Annotated in this window: 1 protein-coding gene; it reads right to left on the bottom strand. The window is 63.8% G+C overall.

Annotated features, from left to right (window positions below):
- Positions 1–1,234 (bottom strand): FtsX-like permease family protein (locus Q4P21_RS14345; RefSeq protein ID WP_303389419.1); only part of this gene is annotated, 1,234 nt, incomplete at its 3' end.
- Between the last annotated feature and the right edge of the window lie 27 nt (positions 1,235–1,261).

The following is a 1,261-nucleotide window of genomic DNA, read 5'->3' as shown; positions in this document are numbered from 1 at the left end:
GCAGTGCTGCGGCCGTTGCAATGCGCGCGTCGGAAATGGCAGGCTGCCCGGGATAGGACAGGGCGGTGATGTCCACGGGGTAGTGCGCGTCCAGCTCGGTGTCGAAAGCGTGCCGGGCCGTTGCCGCTCCGCTCATCATCATGGTCACCAGCGTGACGCCGATGAGTAAGGCCGACGCCGTCGCGGTGGCTCTGCGCGGGTTGCGCACCGCATTGGCTGCTGCCATCTTGCCCGGGACGCCAGCAGGTGCTGCCAGCAGGCCGGCAAGGGAGACCAACTTGGGGACAAATAGCGTCGCGGCCATGAGGAAGCCAACAAAAGTGGTGGCACCGGCTGGCAGCGCCACCAGCAGGTTCGCAGACAATCCACCGTACACAAGCCCCGCGCCGCCGACCAGCATCAGCAGCACACCCACCCCCAGGCGTACTCGTCCACCGGCGTTGTGCATTGAGGCGTCGTCCACGGGACGCAGCGCTGCCAGCGGTGCAACGGCCGTTGCGGCACGGGCGGGTACCAGTGCAGCGAGGACCGTGAGCGAAGTGCCCACCACCATGCCCGCAACAATGGCCGACGGCGGCACCGCCAACGTTGCGAAGGCAAAGTCGGGATTCTGGCTGCGCAGGTTCACGAAGAGGGCCATGAGCCCCGCTGCTGCCAGAACACCGAGCATCGATGCAACGAATCCCACCACGAGTGCTTCGAGCATGACAGAGTTGCGCACCTGTGCCCGGCTTGCACCCACGCAGCGCAGGAGCGCCAGTTCGCGGGTGCGTTGGGCAACCAGCACCGAAAAAGTGTTGGAGACAACCAAGGCCGAAACGAGCAGCGCCACACCTGCAAAGGCCAGCAGGATGATGGTCAACTGATCCTGCCCACCGGTCAAATTAGCCACGTCCTGCGTGGTCTTTTCATCTGCTGTGAGGATTGAGCCAACCGACTGGTCCGCGGCCGCGGCCAGGGAAGTCTTGGCTTCTGCGATGGAAGTACCGGACTTCAGCTTCACGGAGATAAATCTGTAACCGGTGTCCTGAGCAGTGATTTTGCCGACGGCGCTGGAGGTACCCACAAATTGAGCCGAGCCGGACGAGATCGGATCAGCGGAGGCGGTCATGGTTCCGGAGACTGTGGCCGTCAGACTCTGCGCTGTTGTGGTCCCGCCGGGCTGGCTTGCCAATGTAACGGTGTCGCCAGCTGTGAGGGCATTCTTTCGCGCAGTGACGGAGTCAACCACCACTTCTCCATTGTTGGCCGGCCATGCGCC

It is taken from the genome of Arthrobacter sp., from assembly GCF_030540645.1.
In the GTDB taxonomy this organism is placed as follows: Bacteria; Actinomycetota; Actinomycetes; order Actinomycetales; family Micrococcaceae; genus Specibacter.
Note: the sequence above shows the minus strand (reverse complement) of the source record. Positions and strands in the feature narration are given on the sequence as shown.